The organism is Mycobacterium sp. JS623, assembly GCF_000328565.1.
In the GTDB taxonomy this organism is placed as follows: Bacteria; Actinomycetota; Actinomycetes; order Mycobacteriales; family Mycobacteriaceae; genus Mycobacterium.
Genome location: NC_019966.1, coordinates 877,335 through 897,219, shown reverse-complemented (window position 1 = coordinate 897,219; position 19,885 = coordinate 877,335). Strand labels below are relative to the sequence as shown.

At 64.4% G+C, this 19,885-nt stretch carries 17 protein-coding genes; 9 read left to right on the top strand and 8 right to left on the bottom strand.

Annotated features, from left to right (window positions below):
- Positions 1 to 28 precede the first annotated feature (28 nt).
- Complete coding sequence (locus MYCSM_RS04220; RefSeq protein WP_015304900.1) at positions 29 to 466, bottom strand: DUF1942 domain-containing protein; 438 nt, start codon at positions 464 to 466, stop codon at positions 29 to 31.
- Positions 467 to 886: 420 nt separating this feature from the next.
- Positions 887 to 1,480, bottom strand: a complete 594-nt coding sequence (locus MYCSM_RS04215; protein WP_015304899.1) for a DUF1942 domain-containing protein — start codon at positions 1,478 to 1,480, stop codon at positions 887 to 889.
- Between the two features lie 210 nt (positions 1,481 to 1,690).
- Here MYCSM_RS04215 and MYCSM_RS04210 point away from each other — a divergent pair, with 210 nt between their 5' ends.
- Together MYCSM_RS04210 and MYCSM_RS04205 are read left to right on the top strand one after the other, a co-directional pair.
- Complete coding sequence (locus MYCSM_RS04210; protein ID WP_015304898.1) at positions 1,691 to 4,063, top strand: AAA family ATPase; 2,373 nt, start codon at positions 1,691 to 1,693, stop codon at positions 4,061 to 4,063.
- 91 nt (positions 4,064 to 4,154) lie between these two features.
- Positions 4,155 to 5,168: a TIGR03617 family F420-dependent LLM class oxidoreductase gene (locus tag MYCSM_RS04205; protein WP_041311302.1), complete on the top strand. Its 1,014-nt coding sequence runs from the start codon at positions 4,155 to 4,157 to the stop codon at positions 5,166 to 5,168.
- On the opposite strand, the gene MYCSM_RS04200 is transcribed toward MYCSM_RS04205, so the two are convergent.
- Entirely contained in the window at positions 5,165 to 5,749 is a 585-nt protein-coding gene (locus tag MYCSM_RS04200) for a DUF4232 domain-containing protein (RefSeq protein ID WP_015304896.1), read from the bottom strand. The two genes, MYCSM_RS04205 and MYCSM_RS04200, sit on opposite strands and share 4 nt — an antisense overlap.
- Positions 5,750 to 5,861: 112 nt before the next feature.
- Here MYCSM_RS04200 and MYCSM_RS04195 point away from each other — a divergent pair, with 112 nt between their 5' ends.
- Entirely contained in the window at positions 5,862 to 7,439 is a 1,578-nt protein-coding gene (locus tag MYCSM_RS04195; RefSeq protein WP_015304895.1) for an FMN-binding glutamate synthase family protein, read from the top strand.
- A gap of 3 nt (positions 7,440 to 7,442) precedes the next feature.
- Here the strand turns inward: MYCSM_RS04195 and MYCSM_RS04190 are convergent, their stop codons facing one another.
- Positions 7,443 to 8,957 (bottom strand): MFS transporter, encoded by a 1,515-nt coding sequence (locus tag MYCSM_RS04190; protein ID WP_015304894.1) that lies wholly within the window; start codon positions 8,955 to 8,957, stop codon positions 7,443 to 7,445.
- A 309-nt stretch (positions 8,958 to 9,266) separates the two neighbouring features.
- On the opposite strand from MYCSM_RS04190, the gene MYCSM_RS04185 reads away from it, so the two are divergent.
- The 4 genes from MYCSM_RS04185 to MYCSM_RS04170 all read left to right on the top strand — a co-directional run bounded on the left by MYCSM_RS04185 (position 9,267) and on the right by MYCSM_RS04170 (position 13,450).
- Positions 9,267 to 9,713 carry an MmpS family transport accessory protein gene (locus MYCSM_RS04185; protein WP_015304893.1) on the top strand — a complete coding sequence of 149 codons (447 nt, stop codon included), beginning with the start codon at positions 9,267 to 9,269 and terminating at the stop codon, positions 9,711 to 9,713.
- Positions 9,710 to 12,565: an MMPL/RND family transporter gene (locus tag MYCSM_RS04180; RefSeq protein WP_015304892.1), complete on the top strand. Its 2,856-nt coding sequence runs from the start codon at positions 9,710 to 9,712 to the stop codon at positions 12,563 to 12,565. Before MYCSM_RS04185 ends, MYCSM_RS04180 begins: the two co-directional genes overlap by 4 nt.
- A gap of 97 nt (positions 12,566 to 12,662) precedes the next feature.
- On the top strand, positions 12,663 to 12,992 hold the full coding sequence (locus MYCSM_RS04175) for an ArsR/SmtB family transcription factor (RefSeq protein ID WP_015304891.1): 330 nt from the start codon (positions 12,663 to 12,665) through the stop codon (positions 12,990 to 12,992).
- On the top strand, positions 12,992 to 13,450 hold the full coding sequence (locus MYCSM_RS04170; protein ID WP_015304890.1) for an SRPBCC family protein: 459 nt from the start codon (positions 12,992 to 12,994) through the stop codon (positions 13,448 to 13,450). Before MYCSM_RS04175 ends, MYCSM_RS04170 begins: the two co-directional genes overlap by 1 nt.
- A gap of 58 nt (positions 13,451 to 13,508) precedes the next feature.
- On the opposite strand, the gene MYCSM_RS04165 is transcribed toward MYCSM_RS04170, so the two are convergent.
- Complete coding sequence (locus MYCSM_RS04165; protein ID WP_015304889.1) at positions 13,509 to 14,024, bottom strand: putative immunity protein; 516 nt, start codon at positions 14,022 to 14,024, stop codon at positions 13,509 to 13,511.
- A 56-nt stretch (positions 14,025 to 14,080) separates the two neighbouring features.
- Here MYCSM_RS04165 and MYCSM_RS04160 point away from each other — a divergent pair, with 56 nt between their 5' ends.
- A complete protein-coding gene (locus tag MYCSM_RS04160; RefSeq protein ID WP_015304888.1) occupies positions 14,081 to 15,706 on the top strand; it encodes a peptide chain release factor 3 in 1,626 nt (541 codons plus the stop codon).
- 42 nt (positions 15,707 to 15,748) lie between these two features.
- Here MYCSM_RS04160 and MYCSM_RS04155 read toward each other — a convergent pair whose 3' ends face one another.
- Both MYCSM_RS04155 and MYCSM_RS04150 read right to left on the bottom strand, forming a co-directional pair.
- Complete coding sequence (locus tag MYCSM_RS04155) at positions 15,749 to 16,717, bottom strand: DMT family transporter (protein ID WP_015304887.1); 969 nt, start codon at positions 16,715 to 16,717, stop codon at positions 15,749 to 15,751.
- Positions 16,718 to 16,822: 105 nt separating this feature from the next.
- Positions 16,823 to 17,986: a hypothetical protein gene (locus tag MYCSM_RS04150; protein ID WP_015304886.1), complete on the bottom strand. Its 1,164-nt coding sequence runs from the start codon at positions 17,984 to 17,986 to the stop codon at positions 16,823 to 16,825.
- 254 nt (positions 17,987 to 18,240) lie between these two features.
- On the opposite strand from MYCSM_RS04150, the gene MYCSM_RS04145 reads away from it, so the two are divergent.
- On the top strand, positions 18,241 to 18,855 hold the full coding sequence (locus tag MYCSM_RS04145) for a dihydrofolate reductase family protein (RefSeq protein ID WP_015304885.1): 615 nt from the start codon (positions 18,241 to 18,243) through the stop codon (positions 18,853 to 18,855).
- Between the two features lie 173 nt (positions 18,856 to 19,028).
- On the opposite strand, the gene MYCSM_RS38030 is transcribed toward MYCSM_RS04145, so the two are convergent.
- Entirely contained in the window at positions 19,029 to 19,748 is a 720-nt protein-coding gene (locus MYCSM_RS38030; protein ID WP_015304884.1) for a DUF2510 domain-containing protein, read from the bottom strand.
- Positions 19,749 to 19,885: the final 137 nt, after the last annotated feature.

Sequence of the window (19,885 nt, the reverse complement as noted above, 5' to 3'; positions counted from 1 at the left end):
GCCAGATTTTCGCCGCGCCCCAGTCCCGCTACGGGCGGGTGCCGCCCTCGGGAGGACCGGGAATCCACGTGAGGAGGTCCTGGACTCCGTCGTTGTAGACGACACTGTTCGGGGCGTCGCCCACCGCGTCGAAGTAGAGCTTCCCGGGAACCGTCCCGCCGATCACGCGGTAGTTAGCACCGCTCTGCGCGCGGGCGTTGAACATCGGAACCATGGGCATGGCTCCGCGTGCCTCGACATTCACCGTCGCTTCATACAACTGGCCGTTGTGGGGCACGGCGTCCGAGCTCGGAGTCAGCCCCAAAACCGTGTACGTGATCGTCGGAAATCCGGTGGCTGGGTCAAGCAGTGTCTCCGGTTCGCCGAACGGCTTGATGTTGCTGGCCGCCGAGGCGGGCGCGATGGTGGCGACCCCCATGCCGAGCGTGATCGCTGCCGCGGCGACGGCTCCCGTTAACTTCTTCATTTCCACCCCTATCTCCCTGGCTAGTGCCCAATAGGCACTGGTACTGCCAGCGTTACCCGGGCAGCAGCGGTCGAAACCCCTAGCGCACGCGCATTGTTAAGGTCCAGCCGCGTTCGGTTCAGCAAACGGGCGTCGGACACCCGTACCGTCGAGGAGGTTCATGTCACCAAGGTTGAAAACGCGATTCCGCCACAGGATTTGAGCGGCATCGTACGTTGTTCGAGCATGTCGGCGCCGACGACGAATTCAGTGATCGACACGGCGCCCGACCAACTCCGGGTCCTACGAATTCACTGCCCCGGTCAAGCGCTGTAGTGCCGCTCCGGAGGCTCGAGGAGGCCGACGACCTCCTCGAGCGCCGGAACAGCTTCCGTCGAACGGCTCACTTGGGTTACGTGATCGTCCGTCGGTGACGAAAGATCAGCGATGTTCGCCGTTGAACCCTGGCTCAGCCACCTCCGCCGGGGTGAGCTCGAAGGGGGCCGGCGCCTCAACCGGAGGAGCGACGTCGTTACCGCTCACTTCGCCGCCAGCAGGGGCCGGTGCACCGCCGATGTCCTCAGTCGACTCCCCTGTTACGTCCGGGGCACCACTGGAGATCGGCTTCGGTGAAACCCACACGAGCAGATCCTGGACACCGTCGTTATAGACGACGCTGTTCGGAGTGTCGCCGACGACGTCGAAATAGAGCTTTCCGGGGATGCCGCCACCGATGACCCGGTAGTTGGCTCCGCTCTGAGCGCGAGCGTTGAACAGCGCGGCGATAGGAATGCCGCCGTCGTTGGTCACCATCGCTTCATACAGCCGGCCGTTGTGGGGCACGGCGTCCGAACTGGGCCTCAGCCCCTGAACCGTGTACGTAATCATCGGGTTGCCATAGACATCGTTCAGCGACTCTGGCACCCCGTATTCCTTGATGTTGTTGGCCGCTTCAGCAGGCGCGGCTGCGACAGCACCAAAGCTCAATGCGATTGCTGTGGCGGCAACAGCTCCCGCCCATTTCGAGACCTTCACGCTGGCTCCCCTCGTGGATCGACGCTTTAACCTGCGCGAACGTTACCCTTCGGCGTCAGAATCGAAACGCAAATTTCTGATCTTGTTCCGTGCGTGTCGCGACACCGACGCCACGATTACACCTTCAGTAACATTGACCTCATTAATCCCAAGCGCCGCGGAGGGCACGTGCCACATTAAGCGGGCTCTGAGCGCGGTTACGTTTGTTGCGTGGGTCCTGCGCCGGGCGAGCTCGTCCTCACCGACGAGTTCAAACACGCGCTGGCAACGCTGGCCGAGGGCCAGCACCTCTTCCTGACGGGCAAGGCGGGCACTGGTAAGTCGACGCTGATCCGTCGGTTCATCGCCGAGACCGAGCGCAACGTCGTGGTGGTCGCACCCACCGGCATCGCCGCTCTCAACGTCGACGGGTACACGATTCATCGGCTGTTCGGGTTCCGCACCACGACAACGCTGCACGACGTCCGCGATGGCGGCTACCGGCCGGGGCGGTTCACCAAGACGCTGGCGTCGCTGGACACGTTGATCATCGACGAGGCGTCGATGGTGCGGGCCGACGTGTTCGACATGCTGGCCGCGGCGCTGGAGCGGTTCGGACCGGCGCAGGGCAAGCCGTTCGGTGGTGTGCAGATCGTGCTCGTCGGCGATCTGTACCAACTTCCGCCGGTGGTCACCGAGGGTGAGGCTGACTTCTTCTCGACCACCTACGAAACGCCGTACTTCTTCTCCGCCAACAGTTTCCGACGTGACGACTTTCCGACCGTGGCGTTGACGACGGTGTTCCGGCAGCTCGGCGACGATCGAATGACCGCCATTCTCAACGAAATTCGCGAAGGCGTGCTGTTGGGTCACGCCCAACAGCAGCTGAACGCACGCACGTATCCCGACTTCGTCCCGCCCGAGGGCGAGTTCTGGCTGACGCTGGCGCCGACCAATCGCCTGGTTACGGCGCGCAACCGTCAGCAGCTAGAACGGTTGCCCGGCGACGAGTTGGTCCACCACGCCCGCATATCGGGCGACCTGTCGTTGTTCGACCCGCCCGTCGAGGAGACGCTGCGGTTCAAGGTCGGCGCACAGGTGATGATGCTCAACAACGATCAGGGCGACCGCTGGGTCAACGGCACCATCGGCCGAGTCGTCGGTGTCGATTACGACCGCTTTGGAGCCATTGTCGAGGTCGAGTTTCCCGACGGCTCCTGCGCGGACGTGACGCCGTACACCTGGGAGGCAACCCGGCCGGTGGTGGCGGGCGGTTCGCTGGCCCGTGAAGTGATCGGCTCGTATACCCAGCTGCCGTTCAAGCTGGCCTGGGCGATCACGATCCACAAGAGCCAGGGCCAGACGTTGGACCGGTTGATGGTGGACCTGACGGGCGGGATGTTCTCGACCGGTCAGCTGTACGTGGCGCTGAGCCGGTGCACGTCGATGAATGGGCTGGTGCTGAAACGCCCTGTGCTGCCGAAGGATTTGAAGGTTGACCGCCGCATCGCACGGTTCCTGCGCAGCGCAGTGCGCGACGATCGGGTGCGGCGGTATTGCGGGATCGGCCTCCTGACGGTCGGCGACGAGGGACGGATGTCGCGGCCGCGGCCAGTGGAGTTGGCGGTGGCCTTCGACGACGGGACGGCGGTGTCGACGGTGGTCAATCCGCAACGCGACTTGGCCGACGCCCGTCAGCCATACGGGATCACGGTGTCCGATGTGCTGTTGGCGCCGAGGCTGCGGGAGGCGTGGGCGGTGATCGCACCGATGCTGGCGGGCTACACGCCGGTCGGGTTCGGCATCGACGAGACGCTCGGGCTGATCGACTTCGAGTTGAAGCGGCTGGGCCACGTGACGCCAATGCCGTTGGGCCTGAATCTGGCTGGAACCGCGAGGGCATCGACGGCGCTGGGACGGGCGCGGACGGCGCTGAACGCGCATACCAGCGCGGACGTTGATGACGGTGGCGCGTCGGCGTTCGAGGAACCGGAATCCGCCGAATCAGTGTCGGGCCTGTTGGTCAGCCGCGACGACGATGCGCCGACGCCGGCGGCCAGCCATCTGCCCGCTTTGTCGGCGCTGCTACGGGTCAGCCGTGATCTCAGCGCGATCCTGCTGCGAGGGTCGTCGGCCGCAGAGGTGCAGGGCGATGACGAGACGCCGTGGATCGCGGCGGCGCGGCAATCGGTGGCCGACCAGCTTTGTGCGGCAGCGTCCCGCGTAGCCCTGACCGATGCGGTGGCCGAACGGCTGCGGGAGGCAGAGGCGTTCCTTGGCGCCGAGATCGTTTCTGGCGCTTGCCTATCGGAGCGTCATGACATCGACTCGGTTCTGGTACCCGGTGCGCGGATCTGCTTCACGGGGACGGCGCAGGACTCGCGCGGGCGGATCGTTGAGCGCGATGAAATGGAGCGGCTGGCGTCGGGGGTCGGCCTGGCGCCGGTGAAGTCCGTGACGAAGACGTGGTGCGAGGTGCTGGTGACCGCGGAAGCCGGCACCCAGTCGGGCAAGGCCCGCAAGGCGCAGGAGTACGGCAAGCCGGTGTTTTCGGCCGACGAGTTCTTCGCGTGGCTCACCGGCAAGCGCGTCAGCATTCAATGACACGCCACAAAAAAGCACAATTGTGCGTCGTCGCCGCTCCTGGGCGGAAAAAGCAGCAAACGGCGCTCACTCGCAGGCATACTGTTCGACCGTGCGCGTCGATGTGATGACGGTCCCGCAACCGTTGGGCAAGATCGGCGATTTGGCGCGGCGGACGCAGGCCGCTGGGTTCGACGGGCTGTTGTTCACCGAAACGGGTCGCACCGCGTATCTGGATGCGGCCGTCGCATCCCAGGCGGCGCCCGGACTGCAGCTGTCCACCGGCGTCGCAGTGGCGTTTCCGCGCAGTCCGTTCGTCTCGGCGGCGACGGCGTGGGAACTGCAAGAAGCGACGAGCGGAAATTTCCGGCTCGGCCTTGGCACACAGGTGCGCACCCATGTCGTGCGGCGCTACGGCGTGGACTTCGAAAAGCCCGGCCCCCGGCTTCGGGATTACGTGCAAGCGGTGAAGGCGTGCTTCGCAGCGTTTCGCACAGGCAAGCTGGATTACCACGGCGAGTTCTACAACCTCGACTTCATCACGCCGCAGTGGAGCGCCGGCCCTATCGACGCGCCAGACCCGAAAGTGGATGTCGCAGCGGTGAATCCGTGGATGCTGCGGATGGCTGGTGAAGTGGCCGACGGCGTGCATGTGCATCCGCTCGGCGAGCCGGGATACCTGGCGCGGCACGTGGTGCCCAATGTGGCTGCGGGAGCAGCCAAGTCGGGACGCTCGACGGAAGACATCGCGGTGATCGTTCCGGTCATGACGATCGTCGGCGACACCGACGAGGAACGCCACAACGAGCGCGAGCTGGTGCGCGCAAGCATGAGCTTCTACGGAAGCACCCCGAACTACGCCTTCATCTGGGACGAGGCCGGGTTCGAGGGAACGACCGCGCGTATACGGGAGAAGCAGAAGGCCGGCGACTACAAGGGCATGGCAGAGCAGATCACCGACGACCACATCGCTACGTTCGCGACCGAATCGACGTGGGACGGCTTAGCTAATGCCCTGACCGACAAGTACGACGGCGTCGCCACCCGCATCGTCTTGTACAACGCGCTCGGCGATCAAGACCGCTTCGAGCGGTATGGCGCTGTCGCGCAACGGATATCGAACTAGCCCACCGAGCTGATGCTCGCGGTGCAGATCGGCATGTCGACGCTCATCGGATGCGAGACGAAGCCGTTAGGCGGAGTGACCACCAGGTTGCCCCAGCGAGGGCACGCGTTTCCGGTCGCGGTGTCGATCGCATACGCCGTGACGTCTGCGGTGGCGACCTCGCCGGGGTCCAGCGTCAGGTGTGGTGCGGCATTGGCCGGACGCCGAGGCACGTTGATCAGCACACCGCCGGCCGGCGTGACCAGGTCTGCGCCGGGATAGCCGACAAGCGTGCAGGAATGCGACGACGTGTTCTTGAACGACAGGATCACGTGCTTCTGGGTGTTGGCTGACTCCAGCGTCCCGTTGGTGACCTCGAGGTCGTCGTCGGTGCACGGCCCGGCCACCTCAGATGCCGGTGCTGGAGGCGTGGTCGTCATGGTGACGGTCACTGGCGCGGCGGGCGTCGGTGCAGCCACAAAAGCCGAGGGGGCCGCGGCCGTTACCGTCACGGTCGAAGCCGGAGCCGCAGGGGTCGTTCGCTCCGCAGAACAGCCTGCGAGCAGAGCAACCGCCAGTATGGGCACCGCGATCAGCTTCATGTCCACTCCTGTATTGAGGCCCCGGGTGGGCCTGACACCGAAATGCTCTGCTGGCGCGCTTGGCGATTTCTTGGAGCGTTTCGGGGCCCGCCCTCACGGAAACCCTGACCCCATGAGCCGGGTCTTTCGCGCTGTCGCGGCCGCGGCTGCTTCGACGTTGGGAGCTGTCGTCGCCCGTGACCTGTTCCAGCGCAACCACGCGCTGCTGCGCAACTTTCCGCTCGTCGGTCACGCTCGATACCTGATCGAAGCCATCGGCCCCGAGCTTCGGCAGTACATCATCGCGGCCAATGACGAGGAGCGACCGTTCACCCGCGACCAGCGTCGCTGGGTGTACGCCTCGGCCAAGAAGGAGAACAACTACTTCGGCTTCGGCACCGACAACGACCTCGAGTTCACGGCCGGCTACCCGGTGATCAAGCACCGCACCTTCGGTCGCGCCGTGCCGCGGTCGGCGCCCACGGCCGGGCACGAGGTGGAGCTGCCGTGCGCCAAGGTGATCGGCGCCGCCCGCAATCGGCCCAAGGCGTTCCGGCCGAAATCCGTCGTCAACGTCTCTGCGATGAGCTTCGGGTCGCTGTCCGGCAACGCCGTCGAGGCGCTCAACCGCGGCGCCGCGCTGGCCGACTGCCTGCACAACACCGGCGAAGGCGGCATCTCCCGCTATCACCGCCACGGCGGCGAGCTCGTCTTCCAGATCGGCACCGCCTACTTCGGCTGCCGCGACGCCGAGGGCCGCTTCAACATCGACAAGCTCAAGGACGTGGTGGCCGGCGCGCCGGTGCGAGCGTTGGAGATCAAGCTGAGCCAGGGCGCCAAGCCCAGCCTCGGCGGGCTGCTGCCCGCACCGAAGGTGTCGGCCGAGATCGCGGAAGCGCGCGGTGTGCCCGAGGGCCGCGACTGCATCAGCCCGTCGCGGCACGCGGAATTCACCGACACCGACAGCCTGCTGGACTGGGTGGAAATGCTCGCCGCCGAGACCGGTCTGCCAGTCGGCATCAAGTCTGCGGTCGGCGATCTCGAATTCTGGTATGAGCTAACCGATCTCATGCGCGAGACAGGCCGCGGGGTCGACTTCGTCACCATCGACGGCGGCGAGGGCGGCACGGGCGCGGCACCGCTGATTTTCACCGACACCGTTTCGCTGCCGTTCCAACTCGGCTTCGCGCAGGTGTATCGGATCTTCGCCGAGCGAAATCTGCATGAGGACATAACATTCATCGGCGGCGGCAAGCTCGGCTTGCCCGACAACGCGGTGGTCGCCTTCGCGCTCGGCTGCGACATGGTCAACGTCGCCCGCGAGGCGATGCTCGCGATCGGCTGTATTCAGGCGCAGAAGTGCCACACCGACACGTGCCCCACGGGCGTCGCCACCCAGAACGCGTGGCTGGCGCGCGGACTCGTGCCGGAGGTCAAGGCCGTGCGAATGGCCAACTACATCAAGACTTTACGACGCGACCTGGTCAAGGTGGCCGAGGCGTGCGGAGTGGAGCACCCCGGTCTGATCACCACCGATTCGGTGGACATCCTTGACGGCCGGACCGCCGCGACGCCCCTGCATGAGGTTTACGGCTATGAGCCCGGCATGGGTCTTCCGTCGTCGGCCGATCGCGAGGAGATCGTCCGATTGATGACAGCCACTGAGCCGCAAGGTGGTTCGGCACCGCCGTCGGCGTCGGCCGTCGGATAGCACTCAGGGCGAGTACGGCTTAGCGGCACCCTCCGCGCGGACGGAACCCCTGCGCCGCTCGACACCGGCGGCGGCCAGCGGGGTGGCGATCTCTTCCAACGACCGACCCTCGGCATCGACCGCGAGGAACCATGCGACCAAGCCGCCGACGATCATCACGCCCGCACCCAGCAGATAGCCAAGGAACAGCAAGAAGGGTTGGGAGCCATCGCCGATGAGCGCGCCGTAGACGACCGGCCCGAGGGCGCCGAAGCACTGAGCGATGGAGAAGAACACCGCGATGGCCTTGGCCCGCACCTCGAGCGGGAAGATCTCACTCACAGTCAGATAGGCGGCGCTGGCGCCGGCCGACGCGAAGTAGAAGATGACACACCAGGCAATGGTCTGGGTGATCGCGTTGAGCACCCCGGCGTTGAACAAGACCGCGCTGACGGCAAGCAGAACACCGGACAACAGATACGTACCGGCGATCATCTTCTTGCGGCCGATGGTGTCGAAGAAGTGCCCAATGGTCAACGGGCCGGTGAGGTTTCCGACGGCGAACGCGATCAGGTACAGCGGCGTCATTTCGGACGCCACGCCATAGAACTTGCCGAGCACCAACGTGTAGGTGAAGAAGATGGCGTTGTACAGGAAGGATTGGCTGATCATCAGAGTCGCGCCGAGGATGGACCGGGACGGGTAATCACGGAACAGGACTCGCGTCAGCGCCAGATAGCCGATCTTCTCAGTCGGTTTGAGCTCGATGGCCTTGCTCTCGTCGACAGGAGGCAACGTAGCGCCGGTGGCCTCGACTTCGCGCTCGATGTAGGAGATCGACTCTTCGGCGGCATCCACACGGCCGTTCATCACCTGCCAGCGCGGGCTCTCCGGCAAGTTGCGCCGCACGAACAAGATCACGAGGCCGAGCACCGGGCCGATGAGGAAGGCCAGCCGCCAACCGAGGCTGAGGTCGATGACTTTGAGGAATACGAACGTGCCGATGGTGCCGAGAATCGCACCACCCCAATAGGTTCCGTTGATGGCGATGTCGACGCGGCCGCGGAAGCGGGCAGGGATCAGCTCGTCGATCGCGGAGTTGATGGCGGCGTACTCGCCGCCGATGCCCATGCCGGCGATGAACCGGGTGATGTAGAGGAACACGATCCACCCTGCGCCGTTGCCGAGAGTCAACGCGGTCAGGCCGCTACCGAGGAGGTAGACGCCCAAGGTGATCATGAAGAGGTTGCGTCGGCCGAGTTTGTCCGACAGTTGCCCGAAGAACAGCGCGCCGACGACCTCGCCGGCCAGGTACACGCTGGCGATGAAGCCAACCGCGGCCGACGACAACCCCAGGGTCTCGGGCTGTGTCAGCGTGTCGGCCACGGCGCTGGCCACGGTGATCTCTAGACCATCGAGGATCCAGGCCACGCCCAGCGCGACGACCATCCTGGTGTGGAACGGCGACCACGGCAATCGGTCGATTCGTGCGGGAATGATGCTGCGGATTACACCTTGCGTCTCGGCCGGCGCTGCCATGGTCGCCTCCTTGCGAACAGGACAAACAATGGGTTTCGCTTTCCCGCCGCTCGGTGTTTGCAAACCTTGGGTTGCCGACGCCTAGCGCTCGAGCACTCGTTCTGGAGTGGCGCGACGGGCCCGCACACCGCTGCACTCCGACAATCCGTCTTGCCCGCCCCGCTCCTGTCCGATCCAGCGGCGATGCTCGTCGGATTGTTGCCCCGCTTGTGCGGTCCGATCTCGTACCGTAATGTCAACCAAGTTGATATCCCACGCCCGGGATGTCGGCCGCCCATCAACGTGTCACCGCTCGTCGAAAGGCCACGGATGCAGCGGGTTTCGCTCGGAAGCCGACTGTTGCGACGCTGGATGCTTCTGGTCGCGATCCTCGTCATCGCGGTCGCGGGATTCGCTGTGTACCGGCTGAACGGCATCTTCGGCTCCAAAGACGTCACCTCCACCCCCAGCGCAGCCGCCAACGAGATCCACCCGTTCAACCCCAAGCACGTCGTCATGGAGGTCTACGGCCCACCGGGCACCACCGCGACCATCACCTACCTCGACGTCAACGCCCAACCCCAGCGTGTCGACGCCGCGACCCTGCCCTGGTCCTATGACACCACCACCACCCAACCGGCCGTCTTCGTCAACGTCTCCGCCCAAGGCGACAGCGACTCCCTCGGCTGCCGAATCAAGATCGACGACGTCGTCAAAGACGAAAGAACGGTCAACACCCTGAACGCCTTCACCTACTGCCTGGACAAATCCGGATGAGCCAACATCTCACCGAACGCCCCACGACGACAGACCGGGTCGCCAAATGGATTCGTCGGCTCTGCGTGCCGATCGTGTTGATCTGGGTGGCCATCGCCGCCCTGACGAACGTACTGGTGCCGCAGCTCGAAAAGGTCGGCGAAGAGCACAACGTGGCGTTGAGCTCCCCGGACTCACCTTCCCTGCAAGCGTTTCAACGAATCGGCAAGGTGTTCGGCGAGTTCAACTCCGACAGCGCGGCGATGGTGGTGCTCGAGGGTGACCAGCCGCTCGGCGCCGACGCGCACCGCTACTACGACGAGCTGGTCAAGCGGTTCAACGAGGACACCAAGCACGTCCAGCATGTGCAGGACTTCTGGGGTGATCCGCTGACAGCCGCGGGCTCGCAGAGCTCGGACGGCAAAGCCGCCTATGTTCAGGTGTTCCTGGCCGGCAATCAGGGTGAGGCGTTGTCGCTGGAGTCGGTCGACGCCCTGCGCCAGATCATCGCCAAAACGCCTGCACCGCCTGGCGTACACGCCTACGTCGCCGGCTCGGCAGCGCAGATCGCCGATCAGTTCGAGGTGGGCAACGAGAGCACCGTGATGGTGACCCTGTTGACCGTCGTGGTGATCGCGCTGATGTTGCTCATCGTCTACCGGTCGCCAGTCACGATGCTGCTGGCGCTCATCACGGTGCTCGTCGAAATGTCCGCAGCGCGCGGGATCGTCTCGTTGCTCGCGAACGTCGGACTCATTGGGCTGTCGACGTATTCGACCAACATCCTCACGCTGTTGGTCATCGCCGCGGGTACCGACTACGTCATCTTCCTGCTCGGCCGCTATCAGGAGAGACGCAACGACGGTTTCGATCGCGAGGCGTCCTTCTACGACATGTATCGCGGCACATCGCACGTGATCTTGGGGTCCGGCTTGACGATCGCCGGCGCGGTGTTCTGCCTGTACTTCACCCGCCTGCCGTATTTCCAGAGCCTCGGAATCCCTGCTGCCATCGGTGTTTTCGTCGCACTGATCGCGTCGTTGACGCTGGCGCCCGCCGTGCTGGTGATCGGTAGCCGCTTCGGTCTGCTGGAACCCAAACGCAAGACGGCCAAGCGGGGTTGGCGGCGAATCGGGACGGCGATCGTCCGGTGGCCCGGGCCGATCCTGATCGCGACGATGGCGCTGGCCTTCGTCGGACTGGCAGCGCTATCCGGCTACAAGGTGAGCTACGACGTCAGCCGGTACATGCCGTCCACTGCCAAGTCCAATGTGGGATACGCGGCCGCGGAGCGGCACTTCTCGAAGGCGCGGCTCAATCCCGAACTGCTGATGATCGAGACCGACCACGATCTCCGCAATCCCACCGACATGATTCTGCTGGAGCGGGTGGCCAAGGCGGTCTTTCACACCGACGGCGTCGCGCAGGTGCAGTCGATCACGCGGCCGTTGGGCACCCCCTTGGATCACACGTCGATCCCGTTCCAGATCAGTGCGAACAGCGCGGCGCAGATCAACAACCTGCCGTTCCAGCAGGACCGCGCCAACGACCTGCAGAAGCAGGTGGGCGTCATCAACGACTCGATCAACATTCTGCGGCAGCAGTATGCGTTGCAGCAGCAGTCCAGCGCGGTGACGCACGAACAGACGGTGGCGTTTCAGCAGACGGTGGTGGTGGCGCAGGAGCTGCGCGACAAGATCGCGAACTTCGACGACTTCTTCCGGCCGATCCGCAACTACTTCTATTGGGAGCCACACTGTTACGACATCCCGATCTGCTGGGCCCTGCGGTCGCTGTTCGACGCGCTCGACGGCATCAACGATTTGACCGATCAGTTGGCCAACGTCTCGGGGAGCATCGCGAAACTGGATGAGCTGCAGCCCAAGCTGCTCGCGCTGATTCCGCCGCAGATCCAAAATCAGCAGACCAACCGCGATCTGACGATGACGAACTACGCGACCACGTCAGGCATCTACGGCCAAAGCGGAGCGGCGCTGCAGAATTCGACCGCGCTGGGCCAGGCGTATGACGCATCGAAGACCGATGACTCGTTCTATCTACCGCCGGAGGCGTTCAGCAACCCGGAGTTCCTGCGCGGGCTGAAGTTGTTCCTATCGCCGAACGGTAAGGCTGCGCGGATGATCATCACGCATGACGTGGATCCGGCTACGCCCGAAGGCATTTCGCATATCGATGGGATCAGACATGCGGCGCAGGAGGCGGTCAAGGGGACGCCGTTGGCGGGGTCGAAGGTGTATATCGGCGGTACGGCGTCCACGTACAAAGACATCGCGGACATGGCGCACTACGACTTGATCATCGCGGGCATCGCGTCGCTCTGCCTCATCTTTCTGATCATGTTGTTCATCACGCGGAGCCTGGTCGCGGCGTTTGTCATCGTGGGCACGGTGGCGTTGTCGTTGGGTGCGTCGTTCGGCCTGTCGGTGTTGGTATGGCAGCACCTGTTTGGCGTCGACTTGTATTGGGTGATATTGCCATTGGCGGTCATCCTGCTGCTGGCGGTGGGGTCGGACTACAACCTTCTCCTGGTGTCGCGGTTCAAGGAAGAGATCCATGCCGGGATCAACACCGGCATCATCCGGTCGATGGCGGGCAGCGGCTCGGTGGTGACGGCGGCAGGGCTGGTGTTCGCGTTCACGATGGCGTCGTTCATCTTCAGCGACCTGCGCGTGCTCGGCCAGATCGGAACGACGATCGCGCTGGGGCTTTTATTCGACACGTTGATCGTCCGGTCGTTCATGACGCCGTCGATCGCGGCGCTGCTGGGTCGATGGTTCTGGTGGCCAGTGCAGGTGCGCCAGCGGCCCGTGCCCGTCAAATTCGGCGAGGATCGGCAGCTGTCGCTGTTCTAGCTCTTCGCCGCAGCTCACGGTCGTTGGGCGGACCTCGGTCCAACAATAGTTAAGTAACTGCTTGACTTTTTCATGGCAGCCGGTGATAGTTAGGTAGATGCCTAACTATTCCGGGTTTGACGAGGTGGGCCGCGTTTTCCACGCGCTCGCCGACCCGACCCGGCGGGCGATCGTCGAGCGGCTCGTCCGAAGTCCTGCGCCGGTCAAGGCGTTGGCCGAGCCACTCGCGATGTCGCTGCCCGCGGTGATGCAGCACCTGAAGGTGCTGGAAGAGGCGGGAGTCATCGTCACCGAGAAGTTGGGCCGGGTCCGCAGCTGCCGGATCGAACCACAGGCGCTGCGCGACGCAGAGCGCTGGCTCAGCGGCCAGCGCACGCAATGGGAACGACAGCTCGACGAGCTCGACGACTACCTGAAAGGAAAGTGATGACGGACGTAACGCACTCGACGTTCACACTCGAGCGCCACTACCCCGCGGCGGTGGAGAGGGTGTTCCAGGCATGGGCGGATCCGGCGGCGCGCAAGCGATGGATGGCCCAAGGAGCTGAGCACACTCAGGACTTTGTGGTCGGCGGCCTCGAGACGGTCAAAGGCTTCGATGGACAGGGCCGGCCGTTGACCTACGAGGCTCGCTACGCCGAAATCGTGGCCAATGAACGCATTCTGACGATGTCGACACTGCACACCGGGGATCAGCTGTCGACCGTCTCGGTCACCAGCGTCGAGTTCCAGTCAGCCGACAACGGCACCCTGCTGGTGTTGACCGAGCACGGCATGTACCTGTCGGGCCAGGAGCAGCCGGCGTGGCGTGAACACGGAACAGCTGCCCAACTCGACACCCTGGCTGCGGAGTTCGCCGCGGCCATCGACACAAAGGAGAAGTAGATGACGCAGGTTGATCATGCGCTGGGTACTCGGTGTGAGCCGCGGCCTCGATCGGGCCTCAGCAGTCAAACACTGACCAGCAGAGGTCATTTCGCAACCGCTGATCGTCGAGAACGAGTTCGCGAATCGGATCAGGAAGCTGGTCGCGCTGCCATCGGCATTCAAGACCCCCCGCGGCCTCGGCTGCATCGTGAGGCGCGGCAGCACGCGCTGCCTTGATTGCGTAGGCGGCCGCGCCGAGCTCGTGCGCGGCGACGTGGGCGACGACGGCGGCCTGGCCGGCAGCGTATGCGGCATACCGTGGTGCCCCACGCAGGTCTCGGGCCGCACCCATGGCATGGCCGCCCGCCGTGCGAGCCTTCATCATCTTCACCTCGCCACTCACCCAAGCAAGGGCGTGCTCGATCGCCTGCCGTGGCCGCTGGTCTCGAGGCCTGGCGGACTCGAAGTAGGGAAGGACGTGCTCAGCGCACTCTGCGGCCCACAGCGCGAGCAGGTGATGGTCTGAATCTGTGAGGGTCCCGCCGCGGCGGATCGTCACCAAGCGAGGATCACGGATTGTCGAAAGGATCATCGCGCACCATTGTCGATTACTGGTTTGCCTCGCGGGCCAATACCATCGCTGACGTTATGACCGACAATGCCCTGGCCGCTCCGCTGACCTCCGACACCTCGCCACCTGGCCGTATCGCCGCTGAGACGAGCCGCCGCAGAACCTTCGCCGTGATCAGCCATCCCGACGCCGGCAAATCCACGTTGACCGAGGCATTGGCGCTGCACGCGCGGGCCATCACCGAGGCCGGCGCGGTCCACGGCAAGGCGGGCCGGCGCTCGACGGTGTCTGACTGGATGGAGATGGAAAAGGCCAGGGGCATCTCGATCACGTCGACAGCGTTGCAGTTCCCGTATCGAACCTGCGTCATCAACCTGCTCGACACCCCCGGCCACGCCGACTTCTCCGAAGACACCTACCGAGTGCTGACGGCCGTCGACTCCGCGGTGATGCTCATCGACGCCGCGAAAGGCCTTGAGCCGCAGACACTGAAGCTGTTCCAGGTGTGCAAGCACCGGGGGATCCCGATCATCACGGTGGTCAACAAGTGGGACCGCCCCGGCCGCCACGCCCTGGAACTGATGGACGAGATCCAGGCTCGAATCGGGCTGCGCCCAACGCCTTTGACGTGGCCGGTCGGCATCGCCGGCGACTTCAAAGGGGTGCTCGACCGCCGGACCGGAAACTTCATCAGGTTCACCCGCACCGCGGGCGGCGCCACCGCTGCCCCCGAAGAGCACATCGCCGCGGCCGACGCTCACGCGGCCGCGGGCGTCGACTGGGAGACCGCTGTCGAGGAGTCCGAACTGCTGTCGGCGGATGGCTCGGACTACGACCGTGAGCAGTTCCTCAGCGGCGCGGCGACACCGACGTTGTTCACGTCGGCAGCGTTGAACTTCGGGGTGAATCAGCTGCTCGATGTGCTGGTCGACGTCGCACCGGCGCCGAGCGGATCGCTCGACGTCGATGGGGGTCGGCGCGCGACCGAATCACCCTTCAGCGCATTCGTTTTCAAGGTGCAGGCGGGGATGGACTCATCCCACCGCGATCGCATCGCCTACGCGCGGGTGGTCTCGGGCACATTCGAGCGCGGAGAGGTTCTCACCCACGCCGCGACCGGCAAGCCGTTCGTCACCAAGTACGCGCAGTCGGTGTTCGGCCAGCAGCGCGCCACGCTGGATACCGCGTGGCCGGGTGATGTGATCGGGCTAGCCAACGCCGCGGCGCTGCGCCCGGGTGACACGTTGTATCGCGATGTGCCCGTGCAGTATCCGCCGATACCCAGCTTCTCCCCCGAGCATTTCGCGGTGGCCCGCGGCACGGATCCCAGTAAGCACAAGCAGTTTCGCCGCGGGATCGAGCAGCTGGAACAGGAGGGCGTTGCTCAGGTGTTGCGATCAGACCGTCGTGGCGAGCAAGCGCCGGTGCTCGCCGCGGTCGGCCCGATGCAGTTCGAGGTGGCCGTGCACCGGATGGCCGCCGAGATCGGCGCCCCGATCTCGCTGGAGTCACTGCCCTACCAGGTGGCGCGGATCGTGGACCCTGCCGACGCCGAGTTCATGAGCAAACAGGTGTCATCGGAAGTCCTGACCCGCACCGACGGAGTCATGCTCGTGCTGTTCTCCACCCGCTGGCGACTGGAGGGCTTCCAACGGGACAACCCCGACGTGAAGCTGGGATCGTTGGTCGCCGCGGAGGGATAGGGCGGAGACGCGGCGGGTCGACGACCTGCCGTTCGGCGTGCGTCACCGAACGCTGCTGGTTGCAGAGCGGCGGTCAAGCGAGGCCGCGGCCGCACCAGCCGCGGGCGGGGCGCTCCGGCTGGAGTTTTTACTCAGCTGGTCTGACCGCCCACGGCTGCCGCAGGCCAACGCGATCGTCGCGGCCGTCATGGCGCCTATCGCGGCGACCAAAGCCGGCGCCGCTAGACCATCCACGGTCAGGCCCTCGCCGAGCACCACCACGCCGATCAACGCGGCGACCACGGGCTCGCCGACCAGCATGATCGGAACCGAGGCCTGCAAGGCCCCCGCGTTGAATGCCGACTGCTGCAGCACGGTGACCGACACCGCCAGCACCACGAACACGTACGGCGCCGGCACCGTCAGCAGACCATCCCATCCGCTCACAGAGACCCTGTGAGCGCAGACCTTGGTCAGGACGGCTGTCAAGCCGAGAAGCACAGCCACAGGAATCGCCAGCAGCGAAGCCCGCAGCCGACCGGTCGTGCGGCGAGCACCGAGCGTGCACGGGATCACCATCGACAGTGCCACCACGAACAACAGCACCCACGCGCGGCTCGAAGCAGCCGGGTGACCATCACCATCGCTCGGCCGCCCGACGAGGATGAACACAGTCAACGCGCCAGTCAGCATCAGCGCCCACCCCCAGTCCGCGGCGCGGACGCGTTGGCGGGAGAAGCGCGCACCCAGGGGCAGCACGAACAGTAGGGCAGACACCAGTAAGGGCTGGACCAATAAAAGTGATCCGTATACCAGCGCGACTGCCTGGAATGCGAATCCCGCCACGGCGACACCAATGCCGATCCACCAAGTGGGGTCGCGAACCCACGATGTCACGATCGTGTCCGGCGGTGGCAGTCGAGACGCTTCGTCTTGAATAGCCCTCTGCCGCACCGTAATTCCAATAGCAGTGCACAACGCTGCCAGCAGCGCGAATCCGACTGCCAACCAGTGCGAAAGTGACGAGTTCATCAGATCAGCGGCAGACGCCCGAGCCGGCCAGGAGAGTCACGGTGGCACGTATTGCCACCGCCGGTAGTCACTAAACGCCAGGTGATGTAGCCGCTGCAGCTCGTATCAACGAGTGGCCCTAAACGTGCCGATGATCACGCTCGAATTTCTTGATGCGTGCCTGAGAACCTCCCGCTTGTAGCTCAACCGCAGTGCATCGACCATAGCGAGCGTTCGCGATGTCAGCTCGTCCCGAATCCCGCTGCGCGCGTGAGCATATGGAATGAATGCACGTAGCAAATCCGGAGCGTCAAGTGCGACTTCCAACGGAATGAAGTCCTCGCCGTAGTAAGCGCCACGAATTGCCCGTTCGACGCGCGCCGCGCTCCATCGAAACGGATCTCCAGAACCAGTCTCGAAGAGCTCAAGCAGCAACTGCCGATGGCCGGGGTCGCCGAACGGCGTCGCGGACGTGGTGGCGAAGAATCTGTCGCACAACTCCCTATTCGACTTCCACCCCTCGACCGGTGACCGATGTTCGCCGCCTTCAGGCAGCCGACTTACCAGCCACTGAACCAGTGCCCTATAAAGCGGCCACGTCTCTGTCTCCGGTGTGAATGTGGGCTCGTCGAGCGCATCCTCGATCCACACCCGGGCATCGGCCAGGTTCATCTCGGAAACGGTTGTGTCGCTGCTCATTTCGGCCAGCTGCGTCAGGACGTCGTCGATCGACTCTGGTACCGCACCCGCATAACCCACGCTCGACCACAGGTTGTGGTCGATTCCGACGGCAATGGTCAGCTCGTGACCGCCGTCGAGTCGCATACCAATTACGAGTTCGTCAACGTCACCGAACACATTGGTTCTGCGCACCGCCCGGTAGACGTCGACCTCCGGCAAAGCGGAGATCCACCGCGGCAGATGCTCGCCTCGCTCGGCCAGCTCGAGTCGACATCGGAGCTGTGTAGCTGGCTCCTCGACCAGAAGTTCGGTGACGACCGCCAAAAGCGCCGTCGTCTCCCGATTCCGCACACCGATCAAACCGGTTAGCACCCGCTCCAGAAGGTCTGGGTCGGGCCGGGCGGAATTAGGCGATAGTAGCGATTCGGGTTTCGCCACGTTGATAATCATGCTGGCCACGCTCAGCAGGCTGAGTGGATGTCCCACCAAAGCACGACGTATCGCGTCGCTGAATGTCGTTTCGACAGAAGCTCCGGCCTTGCGCTTCTTCGCGCGGCGCTCGTCACGTCGGGCCTGTTTGGCCTTGCGTGCGCGTTGTTTGTCCCCCATGTGGCGGACGCTACGCGCGGGCGGTGACAACACCGCGCTGGAACCTTCGGTGAATGGGCCTAGGGCGTGAAGTGGCCGAAGTCCAGACTGCAATCGCGGCTGACTGACCCGGTTCACCACTCGAAGTTGCCCCGTTCGCGGTCGAGGTAGGCGTCAGACTTGGGGCATGAGCGCCGGATGCCGATGAGTTTCTGGCGGCGGGGCGGTCATATTGGGCAGAGGCAACCCAACGACACGACGGAACGGAACTTCACATGGCGCGCACCAACCTCTCGATGTCGATCTCGGCCGACGGCTACGTCGCCGGACCCGATCAGAGTGAAGAGAATCCCCTCGGGGTAGGCGGCCTTGCCGTTCACGATTGGCATATCGGCCCGAACAGGGATCACCCGGTCAACCAGCAGGTGATGTCCGACATGCTGGATGGTATGGGCGCAACCATCATGGGCCGCAACATGTTCGGCCCTATTCGGGGCGATTGGGGCGACTCCGATTGGAGAGGATGGTGGGGCGACACCCCGCCATACCACTGCCCCGTCTTCGTGCTCACCCACTACGCCCACGATCCGATCGAGATGGACGGTGGGACGACGTTCCATTTCGTCACTGACGGCATCGAATCCGCCTATGCACAGGCGCAGGCGGCTGCCGGCGGAAAGGACATCTCGATCGCTGGTGGCGCATCGTGCGGCCGGCAGGCGATCCAGGCGGGCCTGGTCGATGAGATCGATCTGCAGGTGTCGTCAGTGATCCTCGGCTCAGGTGAGCGCTTGTTCGACGGGTTCCAGCCCGGCGTGCCGAAGATGGAGCTGGTTCGCGTGCTGGAAGCTCCCGGCGTGGCTCACCTCCGCTACCGCGTCACGCGGTGAGCGGATCGGGTAAGCCGACTCGCCCGCTTCATATTCATCCGCGACCGCGCACGATGGTCGCCGGCGGCGCCCATACACACCTCGACAGGCACCGGCGTCAGGCGGCATCCTCGTAGCGCAGCCGATACCAAATCGGAGCAGTGATCGATTCCAGGAGTGGCTGCGGCAGACCCTCAAACCACACTTCTACCAGAGGTCTGGGCAGCTGTGTGAGGCGCCGTCCACTGTCGACCATCCCAGTAGCGCTGTCCCGCCACACCAGACGGATCCGGATACCAACCGGCCTGCGGATTGGCCGATGTACTGACCAGTGATGAAAGACGTTGTGCTGCAGTAACTCCGGGCTTAGCGTTTCGATTCTCGACCGAGACTGCCAGTGCCCTAACACCCAAGGCCGCCAACCCGTAGATGATGACGTTATTAGCGCCAAGAGCCACTGCTTCGCCAAAAGTAAAGTCCGGCAACGAGACTTCGAAGAAGGACACCAGCACGCCAGAGAGCATGAAAACCAGCAGCGCGTAGTAAAGAGCCCTCAGAACTTTTGCGGTTCGACGGCGAAGCGGGTACGCCAATAGCAGTCTTCGCGCCACTGAAGGCTCGGTTTTACGCCCCTCCGGCGCCCGCCCAGTCTCCGACATCAGAGAAGTCGCCTGTTCTAGCCACGACTCTGCGGTGGCACGTGCATCTTGATCGTCGGGGGTGCAACCGAGGGCTTGCTTAGCTTTCCACCAGTCTGCTGCGAAATTCACCTGGCGGGTCGCGATTTCCATCGCATATTTCTGACGGCCGATCTCCGAACGTCGGTCGTACAGGTCGCGTGTCACGATTCCAACGGCGCCTGCTGCCGCGCCGACAACCGGGACTAGCAGCTCGAGATAATCCGGTCCAGCCACGATGGTCGTCCTTCCATCATTTGGGCCGCCGCCCGCGGCCCCCTCCGGCCAGCCCAGAATGCTCCCGAGCGGGTATTCGGTATCGAGTAGTCGACTACTCGTTCTTCTCGCGTTCGTGCTAAAACGCCTCGCTGCTT